The sequence below is a fragment of the Pseudomonas sp. LH1G9 genome (genome assembly GCF_002949975.1).
Taxonomy (GTDB): Bacteria; Pseudomonadota; Gammaproteobacteria; order Pseudomonadales; family Pseudomonadaceae; genus Aquipseudomonas; species Aquipseudomonas veronii.
Map to the genome: position 1 here is coordinate 4,453,555 of NZ_CP026880.1, position 20,430 is coordinate 4,473,984.

Here is a 20,430-nt window from a genome sequence, read left to right on the forward strand (position 1 = left end):
GTTCGCGGGCACCTGTAAGCACATATTTCAGAACCGAATCGCCGACATAATGACATGTTATATTGTTTCAATATCGCTATTGGAACGCTCTATCATGTCGCCTCGCACGTTTTCCCCCTTGGCCGGCCTGGCCTTGGGTTTGCTGCTGGACCCCGCCTGCGCCGAAGACACCCGCATTGAACTGGACGCCATCAGCGTCACCACCGACGCCTACGAATCCGCCACCGGCCTGGTCAACGGCTATCGCGCCACCCGCTCCGCCAGCGCAACCAAGACCGACACCGCGCTGCGCGACATCCCGCAATCCATCAGCGTGATTCCCGCCAACGTGCTCAACGACCTGGGCAGCACCGACGTGGAACGCGCCCTGGAATTTGCCGGCGGCGTCTCCAAGCAGAACAACTTCGGCGGCCTCACCCTCTATGAATACAGCGTGCGCGGCTTCACTACGTCGGAGTTCTACCAGGACGGCTTCAGCGCCAACCGCGGTTACCCGAGCACGCCGGACGCCGCCAATCTCGAACGCATCGAAGTGCTCAAAGGCCCCGCCGCCAGCCTGTACGGGCGCGGCGATCCCGGCGGCACGGTGAATATCGTCACCAAGAAACCCCAGCCCGACGCGTTCACCACCCTGCAAACCAGCGCCGGCAGTTGGGACCGCTATCGCACCGCGCTGGACGTGAACACCCCGCTCGACAGCGAAGGGCAGCTGCTGACGCGGGTCAACCTGGCGGTGGAAGACAACCATAGTTTCCGCGATCACGTAGACGCCAAGCGGGTGTTCGTCGCGCCGTCCTTCAGTTGGCAACTGGCCCCCGACACGCACCTGCTGGTGGAAAGCGAATTCGTGCGCCACCGCTCCACCTTCGACCGCGGCATCGTCGCGCCGCGCGGCATGTCGCGCTCCACCTTCCTCGGCGAGCCCAACGACGGCGACATCAACAACCACAACAACCGCCTCCAGGCCACCCTCGAACATCACCTCAACGACACGTGGGCCCTGCGCCTGGCCAGCCATTACAAACAAGGCAGCCTGTGGGGCGACGCTTCGGAAAACCGCGCGCTGAACAGCGACGGCCACACCGTCAACCGCCGCTACCGCGAACGCTCCATGGGTTGGCACGACAGCATCACCCAACTGGAACTGCGCGGTCTGTTCGACATCGGTCGTTGGCAACATGAGCTGCTGATCGGCACCGAGTACGAGGATTACCACAAGAAGGAACGCGTGACCGCCATCGCCGGCAGCCCCTACGCGATCGACATCTACAACCCGGTCTACGGCCAGCCCAAACCCAATGGCGAGCGCTCCGGCACTGACTTCTCCGAACAGGTAAAAAGCCAGGCACTGAACCTGCAAGACCAGATCGTCTTCACCGAACGCCTGCGCGGCATGCTCGGCGCGCGCTTCGAGCACTTCGAGCAACACACCGACGACTTCACCCGTCATCACGCCAAGAGCCGCCAGACCCACGATGCCCTGACCCAGCGCGCCGGCCTGCTCTACCAGCTCACACCTGAAGTCGGGGTGTTCGCCAACGCCTCGACCTCATTCAAGCCGAACAACGGCCTGGACGCTGGCGGCCAATCCTTCAAGCCTGAAGAGGGCGTGGGGTATGAAGTGGGGATCAAGAGCGAGCTGTTCGACGAGCGCCTCAGCGCCACCCTCGCCGCGTTCCACATCGAGAAGGAAAACGTGCTGACCGTGGACCCGGCCACCGACACCCAACGCGCCATGGGCAAGGCACGCAGCCAAGGGTTTGACCTGCAACTGAGCGGGCAACTGAGCGAGGCGGTGCGCGTGATCGGCGCGTTCGCCTACATTGATGCCGAAGTGACCAAGGGCGATAAAGCCATCCCCACCGGCAGCCGCATTCTCGGCGTGGCCAAGCGCAGCGGCAGCCTGTTGGGCGTGTATGAATTCCAGGACGGCACGTTGCGCGGTTCAGACGTGGGCGCGGCGTTCACCTATGTCGGTGATCGCTCCGGTGAAGCCGGCGGCAGTTTCGAACTGCCCGCTTATCACACCGTGGACCTGCTGGCGCATTACAAAGCCACCGACAACGTCACCGTGGGTTTGAACCTTAACAACCTGTTTGATGAAAAGTACTACGAACGCGCCTACAGCAATTACTGGGTCAGCCCCGGTGAACCGCGCAACTTCACGGTCAGCCTGACCCTCAACCTGTAACACGGTCAAACCTGTGGGAGGGGGCTTGCCCCCTCCCACATTACAGTGCCACGGGGGCCCGCTCGCACAGGGTGTTAAGCGCCACCGCCCACTGCTCGCTGTCATTCAAGCACGGCACCAGCACCAACTCCTCGCCGCCCGCTGCGCGGAATTGCTCCCGGCCACGGTCGCCGATCTCTTCCAGCGTCTCGATGCAGTCGGCCACGAACGCCGGGCACATCACCAGCAGCTTTTTCACGCCTTGCTGGGCCAACGCTTCCAGGCGTGCCTCGGTGTAGGGTTCGATCCACTTCGCCCGGCCCAGGCGCGACTGGAATGCCACCGACCATTTACCGTCCGGCAGCCCCATGCGTTCGGCAAAATTGCGGGCGACGCTGAAGCACTGTGCGCGGTAACACGTGGCAAGCACCTGCGGCGAAGCGTTGCGGCAGCAATCGGCATCCTTGAAGCAATGCGCGCCGGTAGGGTCGAGCTTGGTCAGATGACGCTCGGGCAGGCCGTGGAAACTCAGGAGCAGGTGGTCGTACTCCTGCGCCACGTAAGGCCGCACGCTCGCCGCCAGCGCATCAAGGTACTCCGGCTGATCGTAGAACGGTTGCAGGATCGAGAACTGCACCTTGAGCTTCTTGTCGCGCACCACCCGCTGGGCTTCTTCAATCACCGTGGTCACGGTGCTGTCGGCGAACTGCGGGTACAACGGCGCCAGGGTGATTTTCTGAACGCCCTGGGCGGCCAGGCGCGTCAGGGTCGTTTCAAGGGACGGCTCGCCATAACGCATCGCCAGCTCCACCGGACCCTGGGTCCACTGCGCAGTCATTTTCTGCTGCAGGCGCTGGCTGAGCACCACCAGCGGCGAGCCTTCCTCCCACCAGATCGAGGCATAGGCATGGGCCGACTGCTCGGGACGCTTGATCAGGATCAGCGACACCAGCAAGCGCCGCACCGGCCACGGCAGGTCGATCACGTAAGGGTCCATCAGGAACTGATTGAGGTAGCTGCGCACATCGGCCACCGAAGTAGACGCCGGTGACCCCAGGTTGACCAGTAACAACGCGTGATCCGTCATGCAACATCCTATCTCTAGAGGCGGCTGGACAAGTCGTCCAAGGCCGCCTTCAACTCAGTGAACTGGAAAGTGAAACCGGCCGCCAACAGGCGTTCGGGCAAAGCTTTCTGGCCGCCCAGCAACAAACCGGACAACTCGCCCAACCCCACCTTCAACACAAAGGCCGGCATGGGCATGAACGCCGGGCGGTGCAGCACCTGGCCCAACGTCTTGGCAAACTCGCGGTTACGCACCGGGTGCGGCGCGCAGGCATTATAGGGACCGCGGGCGTCGTGCTGGTGCAGAAGAAAATCTATCAGCGCGATTTGATCGTGGATATGCACCCACGGCATCCACTGCCGGCCATTCCCAATCGGCCCGCCCAGTGCCAGCTTGAACGGCAGCAACAGCCGCGACAAAAAGCCGCCCTCCGCCGCCAGCACCAGCCCGGTACGCACCAGCACCACGCGAATGCCCAGGGCTTCGGCGCGCTGGGCGGTTTCTTCCCAGGCGACGCACAACTGGCTGGGGAAATCGTCCTGCACCGGGCCGCTGGCTTCGGTCAGTTCGCGCTCGCCGCCGTCGCCGTACCAGCCCACGGCAGAACCGGAAATCAACACCGCCGGTTTCTCCGCCAGGCCTTCCAGCCACACCAGCAGGGTTTCGGTCAGACTGATGCGGCTGCTCCACAGCAGCGCCTTGCGTTTATGCGTCCAGGGGCGATCGGCGATCGGCGCGCCGGCCAGATTAATGACCGCGTCCACCGGGCCGATAACCTCTTGCAGGCTGGCGACACCGCGCACCGCATCGCCACATAACCGGGCGACCTGTTCAGGGCGACGGCTCCACACCGTCAGGCGATGCCCTTGCGCCAGCCAATGTTGGCAGAGTTGACGGCCGATCAGGCCGGTACCGCCGGTCAGCAAAATATGCATGGGATCTTCCTCATGTAACGTTCGCCACCGATCACTGGTCTATTTTATAAGCAGGGATCATTTGCAATCGGGCGTGACATTGATTTAAGCCTCAGCTTTAACCATAGGTCACTCCAAACGATCAGGTACGCCAAAACTTATACCAAAAAACAATATTGTACAGCTATTGGTGTCGGCGTAGTCTGTACCCAACGGTAAAACGAGGCCTCCCATGACTGTCCCCATCGCGATCATCGGCACCGGCATCGCCGGTCTCTCCGCCGCCCGAGCGTTACGAGACGCCGGGCATGTTGTACAACTCTTCGATAAAAGCCGCGGCAGTGGTGGCCGCATGTCCAGCAAGCGCAGCGACGCCGGCGCACTGGACATGGGCGCGCAGTACTTCACCGCCCGCGACCGCCGCTTCGTCAACGAAGTGCAGCGCTGGCAAAGCAATGGCTGGGCCGAGCAATGGAAGCCGCAGCTGTATAACTTCAAGTCCGGCGAACTCACGCCCTCCCCCGATGAACAGATCCGCTGGGTCGGCACGCCGCGCATGAGCGCCATCACCCGCGCCCTGCTCGACGACCTGCCGGTGCAGTTCAGTTGCCGTATCACCGAAGTGTTCCAAGGCAAACGGCACTGGAACCTGCTGGACGCCGACGGCGGCAACCATGGTCCGTTCAGCCACGTCATCATCGCCACGCCCGCCCCGCAAGCGACCGCCCTGCTGGCCGCCGCACCGAAGCTGGCAAGTGCCGCCGCCGGCGTGAAGATGGACCCGACCTGGGCCATTGCCCTGGCCTTCGACAAGCCGCTGGAAACCCCGATGGAAGGCTGCTTCGTGCAAGACAGCGCCCTCGACTGGCTGGCCCGCAACCGCAGCAAACCGGGGCGCGACACCGTCCTCGACACCTGGGTGCTGCACGCCACCAGCGCCTGGAGCAAAGAACATCTGGACCTGCCCAAAGAAGCGGTGATCGAACACCTGCACGGCGCCTTCGCCGAACTGCTGCACAGCGCCATGCCCGCGCCCTCGTTCAGCCTGGCGCACCGCTGGCTCTACGCACGACCGTCCAGCGCCCATGAATTCGGCGTGCTGGCCGACGCCGACCTGGGCTTGTACGTCTGTGGCGACTGGTGCCTGTCGGGCCGCGTGGAAGGCGCCTGGCTCAGTGGCCAGGAAGCCGCGCGACGCTTGATCGAGCACCTGTAATGAACCGCATAAACCCCGCTAAATTGCTGCTGTCGAAGTGGACAGCAGCACACCCGCGCAACAAGGAAAAACACTTCCTGGTCACCGAATTGTTTTGTGATGAAGAAGGCAACGTGCTCGACATCGAGCTGCAAGCCGTCATGACCCGGCGCGGTGAACGCCTGCCCTGGCAAACCCTGCAAAGCGCCGAGGACTGGCGAATCGGCTGGAAATAGCCCTCGCGCAAATACTTGTACAAACCATTTGACTTGTACAGCATCAAACCTATGATGAGATTTAGCTGTACATGCTTTTACGCTTGTACAGGAATCTTGCAGAGGTTTGCCCATGTCCAGCACCCCGTCCTTCAAGCCGAAGATTGGTATCAGCGCCTGCCTGCTGGGCGAGAACGTCCGTTTCAACGGCGGCCACAAGCAATCGCAACTCTGCAGCGAGGTGCTCGCTGCATACTTCGACTTTGTGCCGTTGTGCCCGGAAGTGGCGATCGGCCTGGGCATTCCCCGGGAGACCATTCGCCTGGTGGGTGATGCCGCGTCCCCTCAAGCCGTGGGCAGCGTGCATCGCGAGCTGAACGTCACCGCGCCGCTGGGTGAATACGGCGAAAAAATGGCCGCCGAGCACAGCGACCTGTGCGGCTATATCTTCATGCAGAAATCGCCGTCCTGCGGCCTGGAACGGGTCAAGGTCTACCGTGAAAACGGCGCACCGGTGGACGGCGGCGGGCGTGGCATCTACGCCCAAGCCTTTTGCGCGCGCCACCCCAACCTGCCCGTGGAAGAAGACGGCCGCCTGAATGACCCGGTGCTGCGGGAAAACTTCCTGACCCGCGTCTTCGTCTACGCCAGCTGGCAACAATTGCTCGGCGAAGGCCTGAGCCGCCATCGCCTGCTGGCCTTTCACGCGCGCTACAAATACCTGCTGATGGCCCACAGCCCGGCGCATTACAAAAGCCTCGGCAACCTGCTCGGCGGCATGGCCAAGGGCGAGGACCTCGACGCATTAGGCAGCGGCTATTTCAGCGCGCTGATGAGCGGCCTGAAAAAGTGCGCCACCCGCGGCACCCACACCAATGTGCTGCAACACATCAGCGGTTACCTCAAGCAGGCCATCAGCGCCGACGACAAACAGGAAATGCAAACCGTGATCGGCCAATACCGCCAAGGCATCGTGCCGCTGGTGGTACCGCTGACCTTGCTCAAGCACCACTTTCGCCTCCACCCGGACCGCTACATCGCGCAGCAGGCTTACTTGCAGCCACACCCGGAAAATCTCAGCCTGCGCAATGCGATCTGAACCATGAAAAACCTCATGACCGCAGCCTTGCAAGACGAACCCGGCGAAGATATCGCCCAAGCCCTCGAGGACGGCTGGCTGCCGATTCGCGAAGTGGCGCGCCAGACCGGCGTCAACGCCGTGACCCTGCGCGCCTGGGAACGCCGCTATGGCCTGATCGTGCCGCAGCGCACGCCCAAGGGCCACCGGCTGTTCAGCCACGACCATGTGCAACGCATCCACACCATCCTCACCTGGCTCAATCGCGGCGTGCCGGTCAGCCAGGTGAAAAACCTGATCGACTCCGCGCACGTCGCTCCCGACGCCGTCGAAAACGAATGGCACACCCTGCGCCAGACCCTGGTGCAGGCCATCAGCGAGCTGGCCGAACGCCGGGTCGACGATGCCTTCAACCAGGCCATGGCGCTCTACCCGCCGCGCACCCTGTGCGAACAACTGCTGCTGCCGCTGCTCCGCGAACTGGAGCAACGCTGGCAGGGCCAATTCGGCGCGCAGATGGAACGGGTGTTCTTCCTGTCCTGGTTGCGCAGCAAGTTCGGCGCGCGGATCTATCACAACAATCGCCAGTTGCACGGCGCACCGCTGCTGCTGGTGAATCATTCCGACCTGCCCCTGGCACCGCACCTGTGGCTCAGCGCCTGGCTGGCCAGCAGCGCCGACTGCCCGGTGGAAGTCTTCGACTGGCCGCTGCCGACCGGTGAACTGGCGCTGGCCGTGGAACACCTGCAACCGCGGGCGGTGCTGCTGTATTCCAGCCAGGCGCTCCATTTGTCGGCACTCGCAAAACTTCTGGGCGGCATCGCTTGCCCAAAGTTGATCGTCGGACCAACGGTATGCATCCACCAGGCCGAGCTGACGGCATTAGCTGGCGACACCCCTGAATTGTTCGTCGCCGAAGACCCATTGGCGGCTCACCAGATACTGATCCAGCATGGACTTGTTTAAATGCACTTGATCTGGCTGCGCACCGACCTGCGCCTGCATGACAACACCGCCCTGACCGCCGCGAGCCAGCGCGGCCCGGTGGCGGCCGTGTACCTGATCACCCCGCAGCAATGGCTGGCCCACGATGATGCGCCGTGCAAAGTCGACTTCTGGCTGCGCAACCTGCAGCACTTGAGCCAGGCCCTCGGCGCGCTGAATATTCCCTTGCTGATCCGCCGCGCCGCGACCTGGGACCAGGCGCCCGCCGTACTCGGCCAGCTGTGCCGTGAGCTATCGGTCGAGTCGGTCCACGTCAACGAGGAATACGGCATCCACGAAAGCCGTCGCGATGCGGCGGTGGCCAAGGCCCTGGAAGCCGACGGCGTGAGCTTCCACCGTTACCTGGACCAATTGTTTTTCCAGCCCGGCAGCGTGCTGACCAAGACCGGCACCTACTTCCAGGTGTTCAGCCAGTTCCGCAAGGTGTGCTACGCCCGCCTGCACAGCGCCCTGCCGCGGCGGGTGGCCACGCCCAAGACCCAAGCGGCCCTCGCGCAGACCAGCGACCCGGTACCGCAACAGGTCGACGGTTTCGAAACGCCGAGCGAAACGTTGCGCGCCCTCTGGCCCGCCGGTGAAGACGAAGCGCGCCGCCGCCTCGACGCATTCGCCGCGCAGCAGATCAGCTATTACAAGGATGAGCGCGACTTCCCGGCCAAGCCCGGCACCAGCCAGCTGTCGGCGTACCTCGCAGCGGGCGTGGTTTCGCCGCGCCAGTGCCTGCATGCCGCACTGCAGCGCAACCAGGGCGAGTTCGAAAGCGGCGATATCGGCACGATCACCTGGGTCAACGAACTGCTCTGGCGTGAGTTCTACAAGCACATCCTGGTGGGCTACCCGCGGGTGTCCCGCCACCGCGCCTTCCGCCCCGAAACCGAGGCGGTGGCCTGGCGCGATGCGCCCAACGACCTCGCCGCCTGGCAGCAGGCGCGCACCGGTTTGCCGATCATCGACGCGGCCATGCGCCAACTGCTGGAAACCGGCTGGATGCACAACCGCCTGCGCATGGTGGTGGCGATGTTCCTGACCAAGAACCTGCTGATCGACTGGCGCGAAGGCGAGCGCTTTTTCATGCGCCACCTGATCGACGGCGACCTGGCAGCCAACAATGGCGGCTGGCAGTGGAGCGCCTCCACCGGCACCGATTCGGCGCCGTATTTCCGGATTTTCAGCCCGCTGAGCCAGTCGCAGAAATTCGACCGCGACGGCGTATTCATCAAGCACTGGCTGCCGCAACTGGCGACGCTGAATAAAAACGACGTACACAACCCGCAGGCCGCCGGCGGCCTGTTCGGCGCGGCCGACTACCCGCGCTCGATCGTCGACCTGAAACACTCCCGCGAACGTGCATTGGCGGCATTCCGCAGCCTGCCGTCGCGCCAGGCCGTCGGAGCCGAACATGAGTGACTTCCTGCGCCGCTTTGCCCAGGCCTTCGCCACTCTGGACAAGCACAACCTGCACCTGCTCGACAGCCTGTACAGCAAGGACATCGTCTTCACCGACCCGCTGCACGAGGTCCACGGGCTCACGCCGCTGCACCACTATTTCGCGCAGTTGTACGGTAATGTCAGCCAGTTGCGCTTCGACTTCCACGGCTTCGACCAGGTGGCCGAAGGCGAAGGTTACCTGCGCTGGAAAATGAGCTTTTGCCACCCGCGCCTGGCCAAGGGCAAGGTGATCCGAGTGGAAGGCTGCTCGCACCTGATGTGGCGCGACAAGGTGTACCGCCATCGGGATTATTTCGATGCCGGCGCAATGCTTTACGAACACTTGCCGGTGTTCGGCCGTGTGATCAGTTGGCTGAAAAGGAGAGTCGGATGAACCTCACACCGCCCCGTCGTTATTGGCTGACCGGCGCCAGCAGTGGCATCGGCGCCTCCCTCGCCGTGGAGCTGCTCAACAGCGGCGCCCACGTCGCTCTCAGCTCGCGCTCCAAAGGCCCGCTGCAAGCGCTCGCCCAACGCTTTCCCGGCCAAGTGCTGGTCGTGGCGGGCGACTTGACCAACAGCCAGACCGTGCGCGAAATCGGCGAACACATCGCCCAGGTCTGGGGGTCGCTGGACACCGTGATCCTCAATGCCGGCACCTGTGAATATGTCGATGCCAAGCAATTCGACGCGTCGATCGTCGAACACGTGGTACGCACCAACCTGCTCGCCAGCAGTTATTGCATCGAAGCCGCACTGCCACTGTTGCGCGCCGGGCGCGCACCGCACCTGGTGGGCGTGGCCAGCGCCGTGACCTACCTGCCGATGCCGCGCGCCGAAGCCTATGGCGCGTCCAAGGCCGGTTTGCGCTACCTGTTCGAATCCCTGCGCATCAGCCTGTCGCCGGAAAACATCGACGTCACCGTGATCAGCCCGGGCTTTGTCGACACCCCGCTGACCGAGCGCAATGACTTCCCGATGCCCCTGGCCTGGTCTGCCGACAAGGCGGCCCGGCATATCTTCACCAAGTTGGACAAACGCCCACTGGAAATCGCCTTCCCGGCGATGTTCATCGCCACCCTGTGGCCGTTGTCGAAACTGCCGAATCGCGCGCAACTGATCATCGGCAAACGCATGCTGCGCAGCCCGCCACCGAAAAAGGACGACCTGTGAAGATCGCGATTATCGGCAGCGGCATTGCCGGGCTGACCAGCGCCTACCTGCTCAGCCGTCGCCACGACATCACCCTGTTCGAAGCGGGCGATCGCATCGGCGGGCATACCCACACGGTCAACGTCACCGTCGAGGGTAAAAGCTATGCGGTGGACACCGGTTTTATCGTATTCAACGACTGGACCTACCCCAACTTCATCCGCCTGCTGGGTCAGGTCGGCGTGAAGTTCAAACCCACCGAGATGAGCTTTTCGGTGTGCGACCGCCGCAGCGGGTTCGAGTACAACGGCAATAACCTCAACAGCCTGTTTGCGCAGCGGCGCAATCTGTTGTCGCCGGGGTTCTGGGGCATGTTGCGCGATATTCTGCGCTTCAACCGCGAGGCGCCGGCGGACCTGCAAGCGCAACGCATCAGTGCCGACATGACCCTGGGTGACTACCTCGACGCCGGCGGCTACGGCCCGCGATTCATCCGGCATTACATCGTGCCGATGGGCGCTGCGATCTGGTCGATGTCCCTGGCGGACATGCTCGGTTTCCCCTTGCAGTTCTTTGTGCGCTTCTTCAAGAACCACGGCTTGCTGTCGGTGAGCAACCGCCCGCAATGGTGCGTGATCGAGGGCGGCTCAAGCCGCTACATCGAACCGCTGACCCGCGGCTTTCGTGAACGGATTCGCCTCGATTGCCCCGTGCATCGGGTCGAGCGCGATGCACAGGGCGTGACGATCCACAGCGCCGCGGGCACCGAAACCTTCGACAAAGTGGTGTTCGCCTGCCACAGCGACCAGGCGCTGGCCCTGCTGGGCGAGCCGAGCAGTGCCGAGCAGCAGATCCTCGGCGCCCTGCCCTACGCCGACAACGACGTGGTGCTGCACACCGACACGCGCCTGCTGCCAGACCGCAAACTGGCCTGGGCCAGCTGGAATTACCGGCTCAGCGGCAATGCGCAGAGCCAGGCGGCGGTGACCTATGACATGAACATCCTGCAAGGCATCGACAGCGCCACGACCTTTTGCGTCAGCCTCAACCAGACATCGATGATCAACCCGCTGAAGATCCTCGCCCGCTACACCTATGCCCACCCGCAATACAGCCTGGCGGCCGTGGCTGCGCAAGCGCGTTGGGAAGAGTTGAGCGGTGCGCAGCATACGTATTATTGCGGCGCCTATTGGGCCAACGGCTTCCATGAAGACGGCGTGATCAGCGCCTTGCGCGTGGCCCAGGCGTTTGGAGAAGCCCTGTGAACAGCGCCTTGTACAGCGGCTGGATCGCCCATCGCCGGTTTGCGCCCAAGGCCCACGCCTTTCGCTACCGCATCGGCTTGCTGTACCTGGACTTGAGCGAACAGGACGCAGTGCTCGGGCTGTCGCCCCTGGCCGGCGCAGGTCGCCTGGCCGCCTTCGGCTTTCGCCAGCAGGATTACCTGCGTGAATTCACCCGTCACGGCATGAGCCTGAGCGATGCCGTGCGCCAGCACGTCGGCAAGGCGCTGGGGCGCACACCCCAGGGCGCTATCTGCCTACTGACTCAGGCCCGCAGTTGGGGCCTGGCGTTTAACCCGGTGAGTTTCTTCTACTGCTTCGAGGCCGACGGACAATTGGCCGCGATCCTGTGTGAAGTGACCAACACCCCATGGCGCGAGCGCTATCACTACGTGCTGCCGGCCCTGGCGCTGGGCGCCGACGAGCATCAGCACTTCGCCGTGGCCAAGGCGTTTCATGTATCGCCGTTCCTGCCGCCCGACCTGGAATACCGCATGAGCTTCAGCCCGCCCGCCGCCACGCTTGGGGTCCACATGGCCGACTGGCAGGGCGATCGGAAAGTCTTCGACGCCACCTTGAGCCTGCAGCGCGAAGCCCTCAGCCGCGCCAGCCTGCACCGCTATCTGTGGCGCTTTCCGTGGATGACCGCCAAGACCTGCCTGGCGATTTATTGGCAAGCCCTGCGCCTGTTGCTCAAACGCACACCAATTTTTCCCCATCAGGCCGCCGATGGCGCCTCTCGCACCGCCGTCGGGTACACCAAGGATCGCCGCCATGAAATCCCCTAGCTTATCGGTCAAGGCCAACCGCCTGAACGTCAACGGCGTGACCACCGCACTGCTGCGCAAAGCCGTGCTGCGGCAACTCAGTCAATTGCGCCACGGCCAACTGGTGCTGATCGAAGACGGCGAACGCCAAGTGTTCGGCGCCCGCGAAGCGCATCTGCTGGGCGAGATCCAGATCCTCGATTCGGCGGTGTGGGGCCTGGTGGCGGCCAACGGCTCGATCGGTGCGGGCGAAGCGTTTATCCATGGTTATTGGAGCAGCCCGGACCTGACCGCCGTGGTGCGTGTGATGGTCAGCAACCTGGAAGTGCTCGACGCGCTGGAGGGCGGCCTGGCCAAGCTGGCGCGGCCGTTCACCCAAGGCTTGCATTGGCTCAACCGCAATACGCGCAAGGGTTCGCAGAAGAACATCGCCGCCCACTATGACCTGGGCAACGACCTGTTCGAAGAATTCCTCGACCCGACCATGATGTATTCGGCGGCGCAGTTCCTGAGCGCCGAAGACACCCTGGAACAGGCGCAACTGAACAAGCCGGAACGCATCTGCCAGAAACTCGCGCTTAAACCCACCGACCATCTGCTGGAGATCGGCACCGGCTGGGGCAGCATGGCGTTGTACGCGGCGCGGCACTATGGCTGCAAAGTCACCACCACGACCTTGTCCAGGGAACAGTTTGTCTACACCCAGCAACGCATCGCCGCCATGGGGCTGCAAGACCAGGTGACGCTGCTGTTGCAGGACTACCGCGACCTGAGCGGCCAATACGACAAGCTGGTGTCCATCGAAATGATCGAAGCGGTGGGCCATCGCTTCCTGCCGACCTACTTCAAACAGTGCGCGCGCCTGCTCAAGAGCGATGGGCTGATGCTGCTGCAAGCCATCACCATCCGTGAGCAACGCTTTGAACAGGCCAAGAACAGCGTCGACTTCATCCAGCGCTATATCTTCCCCGGCGGCGCCTTGCCCTGTGTGCAGAACATGCTGCAGATCATCAGCCGCGACACCGACATGAACCTGCTGCACATGGAAGATTTCGGCCTGCATTACGCGCGAACCCTGCGCCTGTGGCATGAGAACTTTCGCCGCGCCCACGGCCGCCTCATGGAATTGGGCTACGACGAATACTTCCTGCGGTTGTGGGAGTTTTACCTGTGCTACTGCGAAGGCGGCTTTATGGAGCGCACCATCGGCACCGCGCAGTTGCTGCTGGCCAAGCCGGCAGCCATCAACCCGCCGTTGCTTGGGCGTTTCAGTGCTTAACCAATGCGCCGGGTACGCTAACGTCTGTCAGCCCTTTCACACCTGTGTCACCCGCTTGCCTTACACTGCGTGCCTATGACCAACATCCCCCACACCCAAATCACCACCCCCGCCGTCACCTGCTCGACGTGCGCGGCCTGCTGCTGCCAGCTGGAAGTCATGCTGATCACCGACACGGGCGTGCCCGAGCGCTTTATCGACACCGACGATTGGGGCGGCGAAGTCATGCTGCGCCTGGACGACGGCTGGTGCGCGGCGCTGGACCGGGACACGATGATGTGTACGATTTATACGCGTCGGCCGCTGATCTGCCGGGAATTCGAGATGGGCGCGCCGGAATGCCTGACCGAACGCGAAGGGATTGCGACCGCTTACCGCTGATCTCAGACCGACGAATATCTCAATGTGGGAGGGGGCTTGCCCCCGATAGCAGTGGGTCAGTTGGCAAATTCTGCGGCTGACACTGCGCTATCGGGGGCAAGCCCCCTCCCACAGGGTTTTGCAGGGTAACGAATAGTTTTCGATGCCGCCGAACGCGAAGGGATTGCGACCGCTTACCGCTGATCTCAGGCCGACGAATATCTCAATGTGGGAGGGGGCTTGCCCCCGATAGCAGTGGGTCAGTTGGCAAATTCTGCGACTGACACTGCGCTATCGGGGGCAAGCCCCCTCCCACAGGGTTTTGCAGGGCAACGAGTAGTTTTCGATGCCACCGAACGCGAAGGGATTCGCGACCGCTTACCGCTGATCTCAGACCGACAAATATCTCAACGTGGGAGGGGGCTTGCCCCCGATAGCAGTGGGTCAGTTGGCAAATTCTGCGACTGACACTGCGCTATCGGGGGCAAGCCCCCTCCCACAGGGTTTTGCAGGGTTCTGAAGTTACAGCGGCATCGTGTAGTGCAACGAGTAGTTTTCGATGCCTCCGAACGCGAAGGGATTCGCGACCGCTTACCGCTGATCTCAGCCCGACAAATATCTCAATGTGGGAGGGGGCTTTGCAGGGTTCTGAAGTTACAGCGGCATCGTGTAGTGCAAAGAGTAGTTTTTGATGCCGCCGAACGCGAAGGGATTCGCGACCGCTTACCGCTGATCTCAGACCGATGAATATCTCAATGTGGGAGGGGGCTTGCCCCCGATAGCAGTGGGTCAGTTGGCAAATTCTGCGACTGACACTGCGCTATCGGGGGCAAGCCCCCTCCCACAGGGTTTTGCAGGGTAACGAGTAGTTTTCGATGCCACCGAACGCGAAGGGATTCGCGACCGCTTACCGCGGATCTCAGGCCGATGAATATCTCAATGTGGGAGGGGGCTTGCCCCCTCCCACAGGGTTTTGCAGGGTTCTGAAGTTACAGCGGCATCGTGTAGTGCAACGAGTAGTTTTCGATGCCGTCGTTATGGTCGCTGAGCCCGGCGTTGGAGTAGTGCATGGCACGAATGCCCACTTCATGCCCGCCGTTAAAGCGCAAACCGAAGCCCAGGCGGTCTTCGAACTGGAAGGCCTGGCCGAGGTTGTTGTCTTCCAACCGCGTGCGGGAGAATGCCGCCACCCCGATCCCGGCCTCGATGTAAGGTTTTACCGATTCCCCGGCGAACTCATACACAAATACCGGGGAGAACGACAGGCTGCTCGCGCCTGCACGGTGATCACCTTCCCAATAGGTGTATGCACCACTCCAATAGCCAGTCAGGCGACCGACGTCGCTCTGCATCCAGCTCTTATCCCAATCCGACGTCAGCCCCAATCGATAGGTGAGCGTCGAATCACCGGTGGTCCCCAGGCCAAACTCAAGGCCGGCGGCTTGCGCCGAAAAAGAGTGTCCCACCACAACGGCCGCAATCGCGGCCAAACAGAACAAGCGCTTCATAAGAAACATCCTTTCCGAACGAAGTTATAGGTTTTTACACAGGGAAATCTCGCTTATAGAAGCCGACTTACTGCCAGAAATTCAGCGTCTAACGGCGAATTTTGACGAAATTTTCACGAGCCGAAGCTTCTCACAACTCCGGGATGTTTCCATAGTGTCGGTAGGATATTTCTTAGATGACACACATCGCCGCTGGTCCAGAACTGGGCAGGGCCTGGAGTGCCGGCGGCCAGCAGATCGCGTTCGCCGAGCAGGCGCTTGAGCTGGCGGGCCACGGCAGCGCCGGTGTCGATCAGGCTGATGCCGGGGGGCAGCATCTGCGCCAGGAGCGGCTTGAGGAAGGGGTAGTGGGTGCAACCGAGGATGATGGTGTCGCAGCCGGCGCTGAGCAACGGTTCGACATAGCTTTGCAACAACTGGCGCAGGGCCGGGCTGCCCAGGTCGCCGGTTTCAATCAGTTCCACCAGGCCTGGGCACGGCCGGGTGATCACCCGTACATCGGTGGCGAAACGGTCGAGCAACGCGGCGAACTTGGCGCTCTGCAGGGTGCCGGTGGTGGCGAGTACGCCGACCACGCCACTGCGGGTCGCAGCGGTAGCGGGTTTGACGGCGGGTTCCATCCCCACCAGCGGCCAGTCGGGGTAGCTCTTGCGCAAGTCAGCCACGGCAGCGACGGTCGCCGTGTTGCAGGCAATCACCAAGGCTTTGGCGCCGCGCTCGCGGAAAAACTCTGCAACCCGGTGTAAACGTTCGCAAATAAAGGCCGGCGTTTTCTCACCGTAGGGGATGTACCCGCAATCGGCGACGTACAGCAGCGACTCATGGGGCAACAGTTGCTGGATTTCCTCGAGCACCGTCAACCCGCCGATACCGGAGTCGAACACACCGATCGGTGCATCCTTAACCATGCTGCGTCCCACACACACTGCAACCGGGATCGCGCTTGACGCGCAACTCACGGAAGCGCGTGGTCAAGGCATCGATCAGCAACAAGCGTCCGACCAGAGGCTCACCGAAACCGGCGAGCAACTTCAATGCTTCCAGGGCCTGCAGGCTGCCGACCAGACCGACCAGCGGGCCGACCACGCCGGCTTCGCTGCAGGTCAGTTCGGTGTCGCTGCCGTGCCCGTATAAACAGTGGTAGCACGGGCTGTCGGCGCGCCGCGGGTCGAATACCGACAGCTGCCCGTCCAGGCGGATCGCCGCGCCGCTGACCAACGGCTTGCCGGCGGCCACGCAGGCGGCGTTGACCGCTTCGCGGGTGGAAAAGTTGTCGCTGCAATCGAGCACCACATCTACCGCCGCCACTGCCGCGGCCAGGGAGTCGGCATCCAGCGCAGTGCGATGGGTGAGCAGTTTGACCTCGGGGTTGAGCGCGGTCAGACGGCGGATGGCCGAATCGACCTTGCTCAGCCCGACACTGTCCGTGTCATGGATAATCTGGCGTTGCAGGTTGGTCAGGTCGACGGTGTCGAAATCCGCCAGATGCAACTCGCCGACCCCGGCGGCCGCCAGGTACAGCGCCACGGGCGCGCCCAGGCCGCCGAGGCCGACGATCAAGGCGCGACCGTTTTTCAGGCGCAATTGGCCGTCGATGTCGACCTGTTTCAACAGAATCTGTCGGCTATAGCGCAACAGCTCCTGGTCGCTCAGCATGGCCGGCGCCCCAGGCTGATGCGTTCGTGGCCGCCGAGGTCGATGCGGCTGTGGACGCCTTCAAAGCCCTGGCTCAGCAGCAGGTCACGCACCGCCGCGGCCTGGTCGTAACCGTGCTCCAGCAACAACCAACCGCCCGCATTGAGGTGGGCCGGCGCCTCGGCGATGATCAGCCGCAGGTCGTCCAACCCATCATGGCCCGCCACCAGCGCGCTGGCCGGCTCAAAGCGCACGTCGCCGGCCGCCAGGTGCGGATCGTTGGCGGCGATGTAGGGCGGGTTGCTGATGATCAGGTCGTAGGTGTGGCCTTGCAACGCGCTGAACCAATGACTGTTGAGCACAGTGGCATTGTGCAGGTTCAGGCGCTGGCGATTGCGTTCGGCCAGGGCCACGGCTTCGAGCACGCGGTCGACGGCGGTGACGTGCCAGGCCGGGCGCTCGCTGGCCAGGGCCAGGGCGATGGCGCCGCTGCCGGTGCCGAGGTCGAGCACCTTGGCCGGCGTGGCGGGCAACAATTCCAGGGCCGCCTCGACCAGCAGTTCGGTGTCCGGGCGCGGGATCAGCGTGTGGGGCGCGACTTCCAGGTCCAGCTTCCAGAAACCTTGCTGGCCGAGGATGTAGGCCACCGGCTCACCGGCGCGGCGGCGTTGCAGGTAATCGGCGAAGGTCAGCGCGGCTTCGCTGCTGACGATTTTTTCCGGCCAGGTGTGCAGGTAGCTGCGGGACTTGCCCAGGGCAGCCGCGAGCAACAGCTCCACGTCCAGGCGTGCGGTGGGCGAGTCGGGCAGGTCGGCGGCGCGCAGCAGGCTGGCGATGATGGTCATTTATTCACCTATCGCCGCCAATTGGTCGGCCTGGTATTCGACGAGCAACGGCTCGATCACCGCGTCGATGCCACCGGCGAGAATCTCGTCCAGGGAGTAGAGCGTGAGGTTGACCCGGTGGTCGGTGACCCGGCCCTGGGCAAAGTTGTAGGTGCGGATGCGCTCGGAACGGTCGCCCGAGCCCACCAGCAGTTTGCGTTCACTGGCAATCGCGTTGGCGGCGGCGCTGGTCTGCTGGTCATTCAGCTTGGCCGACAGCCAGGACATGGCCCGCGCCCGGTTCTTGTGCTGCGAACGCTCTTCCTGGCATTCAACCACGATGCCCGACGGCAAGTGCGTGATGCGGATCGCCGAGTCGGTCTTGTTGATGTGCTGACCACCGGCACCGGATGAACGGTAGGTGTCGACGCGCAGATCCGCCGGGTTGATCTCGATGGCTTCCTGCTCGTCCGGCTCGGGCAACACCGCCACGGTACACGCCGAGGTGTGGATACGGCCTTGGGATTCGGTGGCCGGCACCCGTTGCACGCGGTGCGCGCCGGACTCGAATTTCAGCTTGCCGTACACGTTGTCGCCTTCGACGCGGGCGATGACTTCTTTATAACCGCCGTGTTCCCCTTCGTTCTCGGACAGGATCTCGACGCGCCAGCCACGCCGCTCGGCATAACGCGAGTACATGCGGAACAGGTCGCCGGAGAAAATCGCCGCCTCGTCGCCGCCGGTGCCGGCGCGGATTTCGAGGAAGACGTTGCGCCCGTCGTTGGGGTCCTTGGGCAGTAGCATGCGTTGCAGGTCGCCTTCGAGCTCGGCCAGTTTGTCTTTGGCTTCACGGACTTCTTCCACGGCCATTTCACGCATGTCCGGGTCGCTGTCCTTGAGCAGGGCCTGGGCGCCCTCCAGGTCGGCCTGTACTTTCAACAGGTTCTGATAGGTGAGCACAATGGGCTCAACTTCGGCGTATTCCTTGGAATAAGCGCGGAACTTGGCCTGATCGGAGATGACCTCGCCGTCGCCGAGCAACGCGGTCAGTTCTTCGAAACGGTCCTGGAGCACGTCCAGTTTGTTGAGCAGTGACGCTTTCATTACGGTTTTTTATCCGAAGAGCTATCTGACGCGCCCTCACCGAGGGCAAAGAGTTCCTGCGCCATGGCCAGCGCATCGAGGCGGCCTTCGGCAGTGAGTTTTTTCAGTTGTACGCTGGGAGCGTGCAGCAACTTGTTGGTCAAGCCGCGGGCCAGTTGCATCAGCACGTCTTCGGCGTTGCCGCCATTGGCCAATAAGCGCTGGGCCTTGCTCAACTCCTCATCGCGCAGGCGTTCGCCCTGCTGACGATACGCCTTGAGCACGTCCACCGCCGCCAGTTCGCGCAGGCGCACCATGAAGTCTTCGGCGCCGACGCTGACCATTTCCTCGGCGGCCTGGGCTGCGCCCTGACGGCTCTTGAGGTTTTCGGCGACCACTTCGTGCAGATCGTCGACGCTATACAGGTAAACGTCGTCCAACTCGCCGACTTCAGGCTCGATATCCCGGGGAACGGCAATATCCACCATGAAGATCGGCTTGTGCTTGCGCAGCTTCAGCGCGCTTTCTACCGCGCCTTTACCCAGGATCGGCAACTGGCTGGCGGTGGAACTGATGACGATGTCGCTGCGCACCAACTCGGCCGGGATATCGGCCAGCAGCACGGCGTGGGCGCCGAACTGTTCGGCGAGGATGCTGGCACGCTCCAGGGTGCGGTTGGCCACCACGATACGCTTCACGCCGAGGTCGTGCAGGTGACGGGCGACCAGGGTGATGGTCTCGCCGGCACCGATCAGCAAGGCCTGGCTGCGCTGCAAGTCGCTGAAAATCTGTTTGGCCAGGCTGACGGCGGCAAACGCCACGGACACCGGGTTTTCCCCGATGGCGGTGTCGGTGCGTACCTGCTTGGCGGAATTGAACGTGGCCTGGAACAGGCGCCCCAGCAGCGGCCCCACGGTGCCAGCCTCACGCGCCACGGCGTAGGCGGATTTCATCTGGCCGAGGATCTGCGGCTCGCCCAAGACCAGCGAATCGAGACCGGACGCCACACGCATCATGTGACGAACTGCCGCATCGTCCTCATGCACATAAGCGCTCGCGCGCAGGTCATTGAAGTCCAAATGGTGGTAATCGGCCAGCCAGCGCAGCACGACATCCGCTGAAAGATGCTCCTGCTCTATATAAAGCTCGCTGCGATTGCAGGTGGAAAGGATCGCAGCTTCGCGGCTGTCGGTGAGTCGGCAGAGCTGCTGCAAGGCCTCAACCAACTGCTCAGGCGTAAACGCCACGCGCTCGCGCACGTCTACGGAGGCAGTCTTGTGGTTAATACCGAGTGCGAGGAAGGCCATTCAATATCGCTGATGATGTCGGGAAGCCGACAATTGTCCTACTTCGATAGATTCAGAACAACCACCGTCGTCTATTGTCCCTATATGTTGTGCCTATAAAGGCATCCACTGAGACTCGGTTATGTTTGGCCGAAGGCTTGTGTCATGATGATCCGACCGCA

Annotated in this window: 20 protein-coding genes; 12 read left to right on the forward strand and 8 right to left on the reverse strand. The window is 62.8% G+C overall.

All coding sequences use genetic code 11. From position 1 onward, the window contains the following. Nucleotides 1-94: 94 nt before the first annotated feature. Nucleotides 95-2,191, forward strand: coding sequence for a TonB-dependent siderophore receptor (locus tag C5F70_RS20610; protein ID WP_104903967.1), 2,097 nt, complete (start codon nt 95-97; stop codon nt 2,189-2,191). Between the two features lie 40 nt (nt 2,192-2,231). Here C5F70_RS20610 and hemH read toward each other — a convergent pair whose 3' ends face one another. Together hemH and C5F70_RS20620 are read right to left on the reverse strand one after the other, a co-directional pair. Then, nucleotides 2,232-3,257 carry a ferrochelatase gene (gene hemH / locus C5F70_RS20615; protein ID WP_017845501.1) on the reverse strand — a complete coding sequence of 342 codons (1,026 nt, stop codon included), beginning with the start codon at nt 3,255-3,257 and terminating at the stop codon, nt 2,232-2,234. Nucleotides 3,258-3,271: 14 nt separating this feature from the next. After that, nucleotides 3,272-4,171: a TIGR01777 family oxidoreductase gene (locus C5F70_RS20620; protein ID WP_046384748.1), complete on the reverse strand. Its 900-nt coding sequence runs from the start codon at nt 4,169-4,171 to the stop codon at nt 3,272-3,274. Between the two features lie 211 nt (nt 4,172-4,382). Here C5F70_RS20620 and C5F70_RS20625 point away from each other — a divergent pair, with 211 nt between their 5' ends. The 11 genes from C5F70_RS20625 to C5F70_RS20675 all read left to right on the forward strand — a co-directional run bounded on the left by C5F70_RS20625 (nt 4,383) and on the right by C5F70_RS20675 (nt 13,933). Then, nucleotides 4,383-5,366 (forward strand): NAD(P)/FAD-dependent oxidoreductase, encoded by a 984-nt coding sequence (locus C5F70_RS20625; RefSeq protein ID WP_057005761.1) that lies wholly within the window; start codon nt 4,383-4,385, stop codon nt 5,364-5,366. Continuing rightward, nucleotides 5,366-5,581, forward strand: a complete 216-nt coding sequence (locus tag C5F70_RS20630) for a TIGR02450 family Trp-rich protein (RefSeq protein ID WP_017845504.1) — start codon at nt 5,366-5,368, stop codon at nt 5,579-5,581. The genes C5F70_RS20625 and C5F70_RS20630 overlap by 1 nt, the downstream gene beginning before the upstream one ends. Before the next feature lie 112 nt (nt 5,582-5,693). After that, the gene (locus C5F70_RS20635) at nt 5,694-6,659 is read left to right on the forward strand and encodes a DUF523 and DUF1722 domain-containing protein (RefSeq protein ID WP_017845505.1); all 966 of its coding nucleotides are present in this window, start codon (nt 5,694-5,696) and stop codon (nt 6,657-6,659) included. A gap of 15 nt (nt 6,660-6,674) precedes the next feature. Next, nucleotides 6,675-7,604, forward strand: coding sequence for a MerR family transcriptional regulator (locus tag C5F70_RS20640; protein WP_104904580.1), 930 nt, complete (start codon nt 6,675-6,677; stop codon nt 7,602-7,604). Continuing rightward, nucleotides 7,605-9,050: a deoxyribodipyrimidine photo-lyase gene (phrB, locus tag C5F70_RS20645; RefSeq protein ID WP_104903968.1), complete on the forward strand. Its 1,446-nt coding sequence runs from the start codon at nt 7,605-7,607 to the stop codon at nt 9,048-9,050. It begins immediately after the preceding gene. After that, entirely contained in the window at nt 9,043-9,465 is a 423-nt protein-coding gene (locus tag C5F70_RS20650; protein WP_017845508.1) for a nuclear transport factor 2 family protein, read from the forward strand. Before phrB ends, C5F70_RS20650 begins: the two co-directional genes overlap by 8 nt. Then, on the forward strand, nt 9,462-10,244 hold the full coding sequence (locus C5F70_RS20655; RefSeq protein ID WP_104903969.1) for an SDR family oxidoreductase: 783 nt from the start codon (nt 9,462-9,464) through the stop codon (nt 10,242-10,244). Before C5F70_RS20650 ends, C5F70_RS20655 begins: the two co-directional genes overlap by 4 nt. Next, on the forward strand, nt 10,241-11,488 hold the full coding sequence (locus C5F70_RS20660) for an NAD(P)/FAD-dependent oxidoreductase (protein ID WP_104903970.1): 1,248 nt from the start codon (nt 10,241-10,243) through the stop codon (nt 11,486-11,488). The genes C5F70_RS20655 and C5F70_RS20660 overlap by 4 nt, the downstream gene beginning before the upstream one ends. After that, entirely contained in the window at nt 11,485-12,294 is an 810-nt protein-coding gene (locus tag C5F70_RS20665) for a DUF1365 domain-containing protein (RefSeq protein WP_104903971.1), read from the forward strand. The genes C5F70_RS20660 and C5F70_RS20665 overlap by 4 nt, the downstream gene beginning before the upstream one ends. Then, complete coding sequence (locus tag C5F70_RS20670) at nt 12,281-13,552, forward strand: cyclopropane-fatty-acyl-phospholipid synthase family protein (RefSeq protein ID WP_104903972.1); 1,272 nt, start codon at nt 12,281-12,283, stop codon at nt 13,550-13,552. Before C5F70_RS20665 ends, C5F70_RS20670 begins: the two co-directional genes overlap by 14 nt. A gap of 75 nt (nt 13,553-13,627) precedes the next feature. Next, a complete protein-coding gene (locus C5F70_RS20675) occupies nt 13,628-13,933 on the forward strand; it encodes a YkgJ family cysteine cluster protein (RefSeq protein ID WP_104903973.1) in 306 nt (101 codons plus the stop codon). Between the two features lie 968 nt (nt 13,934-14,901). On the opposite strand, the gene C5F70_RS20680 is transcribed toward C5F70_RS20675, so the two are convergent. From C5F70_RS20680 to hemA, 6 genes are all read right to left on the reverse strand, one after another. Then, complete coding sequence (locus C5F70_RS20680) at nt 14,902-15,420, reverse strand: acyloxyacyl hydrolase (RefSeq protein ID WP_017844396.1); 519 nt, start codon at nt 15,418-15,420, stop codon at nt 14,902-14,904. Between the two features lie 113 nt (nt 15,421-15,533). Beyond that, complete coding sequence (gene murI, locus C5F70_RS20685) at nt 15,534-16,328, reverse strand: glutamate racemase (protein ID WP_104903974.1); 795 nt, start codon at nt 16,326-16,328, stop codon at nt 15,534-15,536. Continuing rightward, a complete protein-coding gene (locus C5F70_RS20690) occupies nt 16,321-17,076 on the reverse strand; it encodes a molybdopterin-synthase adenylyltransferase MoeB (RefSeq protein ID WP_017844398.1) in 756 nt (251 codons plus the stop codon). The genes murI and C5F70_RS20690 overlap by 8 nt, the downstream gene beginning before the upstream one ends. Beyond that, on the reverse strand, nt 17,070-17,900 hold the full coding sequence (gene prmC, locus C5F70_RS20695) for a peptide chain release factor N(5)-glutamine methyltransferase (protein WP_017844399.1): 831 nt from the start codon (nt 17,898-17,900) through the stop codon (nt 17,070-17,072). Before prmC ends, C5F70_RS20690 begins: the two co-directional genes overlap by 7 nt. Then, complete coding sequence (prfA, locus tag C5F70_RS20700; protein ID WP_017844400.1) at nt 17,901-18,983, reverse strand: peptide chain release factor 1; 1,083 nt, start codon at nt 18,981-18,983, stop codon at nt 17,901-17,903. Then, nucleotides 18,983-20,269 carry a glutamyl-tRNA reductase gene (gene hemA, locus C5F70_RS20705; protein ID WP_017844401.1) on the reverse strand — a complete coding sequence of 429 codons (1,287 nt, stop codon included), beginning with the start codon at nt 20,267-20,269 and terminating at the stop codon, nt 18,983-18,985. The genes prfA and hemA overlap by 1 nt, the downstream gene beginning before the upstream one ends. Nucleotides 20,270-20,430 lie beyond the last annotated feature (161 nt).